We start from the raw sequence: 8314 nt of genomic DNA on the forward strand, positions 1-8314 counted from the left end.
GTACGGTGTTTGAGCACGATGCATCACCCTTCTGCGTGTGATCGTCGAGTGCCCGCCAGCTCCAGAAGAAGCTGTCCAAGGCCGACTGAACTGGCGGGCCTGCCCATTCATGGAAGCAGGTCGCGCACTCGATTCCCTGCCATCAGGTACAGCAGGATCATGAATCAGCAGGAACCTGCGGGGCGTTCCGCGGAGCTGCTGCTCGTTCCTGCGACCTCAGTCGGGTGGGGCGACCGCGCAATCCTGCGCGCAGTCGCGAAGAACTTGGATCGCATGCTCGAAACCGCTCCTTCCGCCCGGTGGAACGCCGCGCCAAGCTGTTCGGCGCCGACCTGCCCGTGCCATCGACGCCCGAGCCGAGCCGTCCCACCTCACGAAGCCGTTCCGGGTTGAGCGGCAGACCGCCATGGGCGGGTCCCCGGCGCCCTTGCAGCCGTCCTCACCGGCCGGCGTGAGATGCGGGCACTGTGCCTCAGCGTGGTGGGCGCCGTACGGATCGACCTGGGCCGTCGCGACCGGGTCCTGTTGTCCATGCGCCCCGGCACGGCTGGTCTCGCCGCGCGGGCCGCTGGGGCCCCTTGTGGTTCCTGCTGAGGTGCCCGCGTCGCCGGGTCGTCATCGGCTCCCGTTCCTCGGGCCTGGCCGAGGAGAACGGTCCCACCGTGGCCCGACGGAAGATGATGCCGAGATCTACCGGCCGTCACCTGAGCCCAGCACAATCGCCCGTATGACGATCGACACGGGGGCGTCGCCGCCCACGCACAACACGCCCCTCGCGCTCGCCCGGGGCTTGCTGACCGGTGGTGTGGTCGGGACGTCGCTCGCCGCGCTCGTCGTGGGCGGGATCGTCAAGAACGGGCCGCTGTTCGCCACGGGGTTGGCGCTCCCCGTGGTCTACGGACTGCTGTTCTTCCTCGCCGGAATGCCGAGGCGTGCCCGGGAGGCGGCGGTCGTGCCCCGCACAGCGCTCGCGATGATCGAGCGTCTGGAGGCCGTCGAGGGGGAGTCGAGCGACATACCGGTGCAGTTCGAGCTCACCGTCGCGCCGGACGACGGGCCTGCGTACAGGGTGGGAATCACGCAGGACATCAACCTCGTGGACCTGTCCGACTACCGTCCGCGCGGTGTCGTGGTGGTCCAGTACCCGCCGGACCGGCCATGGCGGGTGCGCATCGTCAAGCGGCCGACGCCGGAGTGGGAGGACCGGGCAGCCTCGTCCCGCCTCGATTCGGTGCCTGGGACGGTCAGAGTGGCCGCGCCGCCGGAGGGCTGTGCCTTCGGCTTCGTCGTGCTCCTTGGTCTGCTGATCGGCGCGGCCGCCGTGGTCCTGCTTTTCCGCGCCGACCTCTTCGACCGGGATGCCACCGCGAATCCGCCCTCGGCCGTGCGACCGTCCGTTTCCTCCACGTCGTCGACCACGGCCGTGACCTCGGCGTCCGGAACGGTCGCCCTGGGCCCGGGCCGGTCGTTTCTCGACAGGGGCGAGCTGGACCGGGCCTTCGACTCGCTCACCAGGGGTCGGGACACACACCAGGCGCTCACCGTCGTCGTGCGGGAGCGTCTGCTGTCGGTCGTGTTCTCGCCCGCCGGCACGCAAAGTCCGGGGTTCACCCCGCGTGCGCTGCCCTACGACCGTTTCCCCGCCCTGGTCGAGGAGGCCACGGCAGCCCTCGGCGCCGGCTCCCCGCGGACCTGGCAGATCACCGCCGACCGTCTCACCGGATCCCTCATCATCAGGGTCGTGGTGACCGGGGCCGAGGACACGGCGTCGCTGGAGGCGGACGGTCGGGGGAAGGTGGTGCGGCGCGCGCCCGCGAAGTGAGGGCCCTGGGACCGCACTGTTCCGGACGGCAAGGGGAGTGCCCGGTGGCCGTGCCCCGAAGTGGCAGGAGGAAAGACGGATGGGCTGGCACGTATATCTGGTGCCGTGGTGTGGTGTGTTCGGCGCGGTGGCGCTGGTCGGATACGGGAGGTCGCTGGCCGGGACGACCCGGGCGCAGCGGACGGTCCGGGCGAAGGGGCGGATCGAGCGGGTGGATGAGCCCCGGCACGGAAGCTCCCCGAACGACGGGATATCGGTGGTCGTCTCCTTCCAGGACCCGGCCACCGGGCAGGAGTTCACCGTCACCAACGACGGTGAACGCGGTGAGAGGATCAGCGTGGCGTGGACAGGCCGCGAGATCGGCGTCCACTACCCGCGTGGACGACCCCACGCCTTCCGGTTCGCCAACCGCCTCTCCGAAGGCGGCCGCGGTCTCGGCCGGCCGACGTTCGCGCTCTTCCTCGCCTACGCCGGCCTGGTCGCCGTCGCCGCCATCGACCGGGGCTGGCCGTGGGCGCTGCTCGGCTTCTGCGGGCCCTGGGCCCTCTCCGGCGCCTACCACCTGCCCGGGAACATCCGCGACAGGAACCGCCGAATCGACGTGCTGGCCGCCATGGCCGCCGTTCCCGGCCGTGTCGTCGCCGTGCTCAAGAGCGTCACCGTCGACTCCGATGACGGCCACACCTCCACACACCTGGTTCCGGTCCTCACCTTCACCACCCTCGACGGCAGGGCCGTCACGGCCTACTGCGAGACCGGGCTGCCGGACCCCGCCGGGGCACGGGGTCTGGACGTCACAGTCCACTACGCCGTCGACGATCCGGCGGACTTCGTCCTGGACGTCGATGCCGAACGCCGTTCCTGGAAGCGGGACATGGCCGTCAACGTCGTGGGCGTTCTGATCGTGGCGACGGCAGCCGTGATGGGGGTGGTCGCACTGTGACGCGGGAGCCCGGCTGCCGTGATCGGCGCCCCACCCGGCCGGGCAAATCGGGGCCCCACCCGGCCGGGCAAAGCCGAAGTCGGCCCCCTCACGCCGAGCACGGCGCCGGGCGACGGCCGCGGACTTCACGTACAGGTGGTCCGGACTGCTCACCCGCCGGGGAGGATCCCGCTGTACGGTCGGGCGGTACCGCAGCCATCGACACGGGAGCCGAAATGGGGCCGGATCATGTTCCTGATTGGTTCTGGGAGGTGCTGGCAGCGACACGACCGCGCCTGTCCGCCCTTGAGTTGTGGCTGGAGTCCCGGCCGCGGGAAGTCCTTGAAGCCTTCGCGCTCGCGTACGAGTCCGCGGCTGATTCGCTGGCCGACTTCTCGGAAGGCGTGAGCGTGGAGGGGGACGTCTGGTCCGAAGACAGCACCGAAGATCTGTGCATGTGGGTGGTCGGGCAGGGCTGCGGGCTATGGAGCTCGGTGATCGCGGGAGAAGTGCGGCTGGAAGAAGCCGCGCAGATGTATCTGGGCCGTGTGCGGCTGCCTTCGGACTGCGCGGCGCCGTGGGACGAGGATGTCTCGAACCCGGAACACAAGGGCTACCAGTCCCCCTGGGCCATCGTCCACGGCGTCTACCGGACACGTTTTGCCGAAGAACTCCATGAACGGCTTGGGGTACCTGAGGAGGCTGCCCGGCCGGGCGGGTAGCGCGACGGGGCGCATGGCACGGACGTCACTCGTTTCCCGCCCGCCGTCAGCCTGCTCGAAGCCGAGAACCAGCGGCTCGACCCGCGCACCACCACCGGCACCGGCACCGCCTACGTACTCAAAGACCTCACCGAACGCATCGCGGCGACGTTCGTGTACACGGGCATCGACGTCACCACCACCGCCCTCTTCGGCTCCAGCGGGATACGCGCGGGGCCCGGCTCGCCGCACGCGCCTCCCTGCCGGCAAAAAACACAGTCACTGCCATGGGACGCAGAAACTGCACGCGGACACCACCGCTCGCACTCACCGGACGCGACACACGCCCGGTCCAGGACACCTGCCGACCCACCGAAAGCCGCTACGACCGGTTCTCGCCCGACGTGCGACACCCCGGCCCGGCCCCGTTCCCGCGCCCACCCCCACCGGGAGTCCATCCGCCTGCGGCCGAACCCTCGGCGGAGTCGCCGTGGGAGGTCCACGCCGGTGCGGCACCGACCAGCGAGTCGAGGCGTTCCAGACGCTGGGCCGTGGCGAGGTCGGTGGGAGTCATGACGATGATCCGCTCGCCGCGCGCCCGGTCCAGCCAGAGGCTCTGGAACTGGACGTCGAGGGCGCCGACGCGTGGCGACCGGTAGCGGCGCAGCTGGGTGCGGTCGCCCACGATTTCGTACGACTCCCAGTGCCGTACGAAGTCCGGCGACTCCTGGCGCAGCCGGGTGATCAGCGCGTTCCAGCGGGGGTCGTCGCGGTGTTCCGGCTGGCGGGTGCGGAGTCTCGCGGTGATTTCGCGAAGGACGCTGTCCTCGTCGACCAGGCTGTTGCGCCAGCTCGGTTCGGTGAACATCAGCCAGGCGCAGTTGCGTTCCTCGACCGGGTACGCGTCCAGGTCGGCGAACAGGTACCGGTAGGTGCGATTGGCCGCGACCAGGTCGTAGCAGTCGGTCTGCACGGCGGCCGGGTACGGCAGCAGCTTGGCCAGGACGGTGGTGTGCTCGGGGCGCAGGTCCATGGGCGGTCCTGGCTCGGTGGCCGTGCCACGGCCCGCGAGTACCATCAGGTGGCGGTGCTCGGCGGCATCCAGGCGCAGCACGCGCGCCACCGCGTTCAGCACCTGGTCGGACGCGTTCCTGGCCCGCCCCTGTTCGAGCCACGTGTACCAGGTGACCCCGACGCCGGCGAGCTGCGCGACCTCCTCGCGCCGCAGACCGGGGGTACGACGCCGGCCGCCTGCGGGCAGGCCCACCTCACCGGGGGTGATGCGGGCGCGGCGGGCGCGCAGGAAGGCACCGAGGGTGCTGCGGTCAGGTGTCGAAGAGGTCACCACCCCAGTGTCATGGCTCGGGGCCGGTGAAGCCAGGTGGTACTGGTACCCCTATAGCTGGACTCCTGGTACCGGGATGACGAGGGGCGCAGGGTCGTGGTCATGACCACACAGACCGTTCCCACCGCGCATACCGTGGCGTCGCACCCGGCGCGCGCCCTGACCGGCGTCGGCCTCGCTGTCCTGCTCGTCGCCTACCTGCCCGTGAACATGACATTCGGATCGGTCAACCTGCTCGAACCCGCGATCACCGATGACCTCGGCGTGACCGTGTCGGGCGGGCAGCTCGTGCTGTCCGCGTACACCACGGCGTTCGCCGCGACCCTCGTCGTCGCGGGGCGACTGGGCGACCGGTTCGGACGGCGCCGGCTGCTCGCGGTCGGCGCCGGCGCGTTCGGCGTGGCCTCCGTTCTCGCCGCACTCGCACCGAACCTGGTCGCACTCGTCGCGCTGCGCGCCGTACTGGGCGTCGCCGCGGGCCTGTTCACCCCGCAGGTCCTGTCCACCATCCAGTCCACGGCGCCCGAGAAGCTGCGGGCACTGGGCGTCACGCTGTTCGCCGCCGTCAGCGGCATCGCGACCGTCACCGGACAGCTCCTCGCGGGCGCCGTGGCCCAGACCGTCGGTGACCACTGGGGCTGGCGGCTCGTCCAGGTGCTCACCGGCACGATAGGAGCGGCCGCGCTGTTCGCCCTGCGCACCGTGCCCGAGTCGCGCTCGACGGCGCCGCTCGCGCTCGATCTGCGTGGGGCCGCGCTTCTCGGTACGGGCCTGCTCCTCGTCGTGGTGCCCCTGACACTCGGCACCTCCGCGGGCGGTCCTGCCCCGGTGCTCGCGATGCTGGCCGCGGGCGGTGCGGTGCTCGCCGTCTTCGTCCGCTCGCAGCGCGCCGCGGAACGCCGCGACGAGTTGCCCGTCGTACCGCCGAGCGTGCTGCGTACCCCGGCCGTACGTCAGGGCCTGATCATGACGCTGCTGTTCTTCACCGGCTACGGGGCCTTCCTGTACGAGTTCTCGGCGCTCTCCCAGGGCGCGTTCGGCGTGGACGCCTGGGGCACCGTCGTGCTGCTGCTCGGGTTCGGCGCGGCGTTCGTCGTCACCGCCCTCGCCCTGCCGGCCGTGGAACGCCGCACCGGACGCTGGACGATGACGGGTGCGGCCATCGGGCAAGCGGCTGTGCTCCTGGGCCTCGCCCTCACCGTGAACGGCACCCACGGCGGGTCCCCGTCGGCCCTGCAGCCGCTCCTGATCGCGCTCGGTGTCACTCAGGCCCTGATGTACGGGCCGGTCCTCCGCACGGTCCTGTCGCGCACACCGACATGGGCGGCGGGTGTCGCCGGTGGGCTCTTCACCACGTTGCAGCAGCTCGGTCTCGGCCTGGGCGTGGCACTCCTGGGAGGCGTCTTCCACACCGTGGCCACCGCATCGGCGGGCGGTTCCGCCGCCGGACTGCCCCACGGTTTCGCCGTCGCCGTGACCGTACAGGCCGCCCTGGCACTGGCATTCGCCTTCCTGGCCGCACGTATCGCACCGGCCGGGGCGGCCTGACGCAGGCGGACGCGCGGGTGTTCCTCACGGCCTGGGTGTCCCATGGAACCTGGTCATCGGGTCGGGCTTCGTGTGATCAACCACGCCTCCCGACGGTACGGAACACCGTGCTGCGGGTGCCGTACACGACCGTCACACCGGAGGGCCGCGGCCTGGGTAGCCGGGTATCCGCTCGGCGGCGATCCTTCGGCTCTTCCAGGGCGGCCGCGGCCCTCCGGGACAGCAACGGGAACGTAGGCGCCTGGCTGCTGCCGCCGGCGAGGCGCCGCACGGGAGGCCAGCCGGTGAGCACGGTGACGGGCCCCGAGACGACCACCGCGGCCCGTCGGACTGTGCAGCCGTCAAAGCGGGTCGGCACTCAGCGCCAATGGAGAGGGGTGCTCCCGGCCCCCTGCGTCACGGCCGGAACAGCGGAGCCCTCAAGCGACCTGCCGTTCACCGAGGATGGCCGAGTTGAACAGCTCCTCGGTCTCCCCGTCGGTCAGCGAGAGTGCCAGTGCGAGTTCTGCCAGGACTGGCGGGCGGGCGTGCTTGAGCATGTCCTTCTCCCCCGGGGAAAGCCCGTGCTTCTCCTGACGTCGCACCAGGTCACGGACGACGCCGGCCGTGAGCAGGAGGTCGCCGATCCGGAGTCGCTCGCTGTTGGCCTTGAAGCGGCGTGGCCAAGTCTCCTCCTCCTCACATGTGGGAGCCCTCAGGAGGTCGAGCAGTTCTTGGATCTGCGCCGCGGTGCACACCGATCGCAGTCCCACCGCGTCGGCCTTTTCGACCGGAACCGCAATGCGCAGGTCGGTCCCATGGACTCGGAACTGGATGTACCGCCTGCTCTCGCCGTTGACCGAGCGGTCGAAAACCTCGGTGACGGTGGCCGGACCGTGCTGGGGGTGGATGAGTGTCTGCCCCTCGGAGAACTGCATGTTGTCAACCCTCGCCTGTGCGTGCGGCGCCGCGCTCGACCCAGCCCCCTTGTGTGTTGCAGGGCGTACGGCCGTCCCACTGCCGGTCCCGGCCGCGGAGGGACGGTGGACGGCGAGTGTGGGAGCGCAGGGGTCGGCGCATTCATATGGATGAGTGTGCAAAACCTCTGCGAACCAGCTCTTCCATTTTCCATCACGTCATGCGCATCACTGGACGTGATCCCGGTCACATCGAAGTGGGTGCGCCAGGTCGGCACAGTCACGTTGCAGGCACCGGCGACGATTCGATGGGAAGCGCTGTGCAGCGGTCGCCCAAGAATCCCCATTGATAGTATGCAAGTGACACGCATATCGATGAGATGCGCCTCGCTGCACGCACACACGTGCGTGCGCGATCTCTTTCTCCTCTGCGTCGGGACCCGCTGTCATACCCTCCGGGCGGCAGTCGCGCGGACCGCAGAATGAGAAGTGGGGTTGCACATGGTCGACAAAGGCAAAGCGCTGGATCTGGTATTGGCTCAGATCGAACGGCAATTCGGCAAGGGCGCGGTGATGCGCCTCGGTGAGCGGCCGAACGAGCCCATCGAAGTGATTCCCACCGGGTCGACCGCCCTCGACGTGGCCCTCGGTGTGGGCGGTCTGCCGCGCGGCCGTGTGGTGGAGGTGTACGGGCCGGAGTCCTCCGGCAAGACGACGCTGACGCTGCACGCGGTGGCGAACGCGCAGAGGCTCGGCGGTTCCGTCGCCTTCATCGACGCGGAGCACGCCCTGGACCCCGAGTACGCGAAGAAGCTCGGCGTCGACATCGACAGCCTCATCCTGTCCCAGCCGGACAACGGCGAGCAGGCCCTTGAGATCGTGGACATGCTGGTCCGCTCCGGCGCCCTCGACCTGATCGTCATCGACTCCGTCGCGGCGCTCGTGCCGCGCGCGGAGATCGAGGGCGAGATGGGTGACTCGCACGTGGGTCTCCAGGCCCGTCTGATGAGCCAGGCGCTCCGCAAGATCACCAGCGCGCTCAACCAGTCCAAGACCACCGCGATCTTCATCAACCAGCTC

General features: G+C 70.1%; 7 protein-coding genes. 5 read left to right on the top strand and 2 right to left on the bottom strand.

The features are described from left to right. Positions 1-727 precede the first annotated feature (727 nt). The 3 genes from ACGF8B_RS38325 (at position 728) to ACGF8B_RS38335 (ending at position 3466) form a co-directional block, all read left to right on the top strand. On the top strand, positions 728-1822 hold the full coding sequence (locus ACGF8B_RS38325) for a hypothetical protein (RefSeq protein ID WP_392747137.1): 1095 nt from the start codon (positions 728-730) through the stop codon (positions 1820-1822). A 79-nt stretch (positions 1823-1901) separates the two neighbouring features. Then, positions 1902-2765 carry a DUF3592 domain-containing protein gene (locus ACGF8B_RS38330; RefSeq protein WP_392747138.1) on the top strand — a complete coding sequence of 288 codons (864 nt, stop codon included), beginning with the start codon at positions 1902-1904 and terminating at the stop codon, positions 2763-2765. Positions 2766-2980: 215 nt separating this feature from the next. Then, complete coding sequence (locus ACGF8B_RS38335; protein WP_392747140.1) at positions 2981-3466, top strand: hypothetical protein; 486 nt, start codon at positions 2981-2983, stop codon at positions 3464-3466. 361 nt (positions 3467-3827) lie between these two features. Here the strand turns inward: ACGF8B_RS38335 and ACGF8B_RS38340 are convergent, their stop codons facing one another. Further along, the gene (locus ACGF8B_RS38340; RefSeq protein ID WP_392747142.1) at positions 3828-4790 is read right to left on the bottom strand and encodes a helix-turn-helix transcriptional regulator; all 963 of its coding nucleotides are present in this window, start codon (positions 4788-4790) and stop codon (positions 3828-3830) included. A gap of 102 nt (positions 4791-4892) precedes the next feature. On the opposite strand from ACGF8B_RS38340, the gene ACGF8B_RS38345 reads away from it, so the two are divergent. Beyond that, entirely contained in the window at positions 4893-6338 is a 1446-nt protein-coding gene (locus ACGF8B_RS38345) for an MFS transporter (RefSeq protein WP_392747143.1), read from the top strand. A gap of 419 nt (positions 6339-6757) precedes the next feature. Here the strand turns inward: ACGF8B_RS38345 and ACGF8B_RS38350 are convergent, their stop codons facing one another. Further along, positions 6758-7255, bottom strand: a complete 498-nt coding sequence (locus tag ACGF8B_RS38350; RefSeq protein ID WP_392747145.1) for a CarD family transcriptional regulator — start codon at positions 7253-7255, stop codon at positions 6758-6760. Between the two features lie 480 nt (positions 7256-7735). Between ACGF8B_RS38350 and recA the strand changes: the two genes are divergently transcribed. Then, positions 7736-8314, top strand: a 579-nt coding sequence (gene recA / locus ACGF8B_RS38355; protein ID WP_392747146.1) for a recombinase RecA, incomplete at its 3' end; no start/stop codon positions are given.

This window comes from Streptomyces sp. NPDC047917 (assembly GCF_043204345.1).
In the GTDB taxonomy this organism is placed as follows: domain Bacteria; phylum Actinomycetota; class Actinomycetes; order Streptomycetales; family Streptomycetaceae; genus Streptomyces; species Streptomyces sanglieri.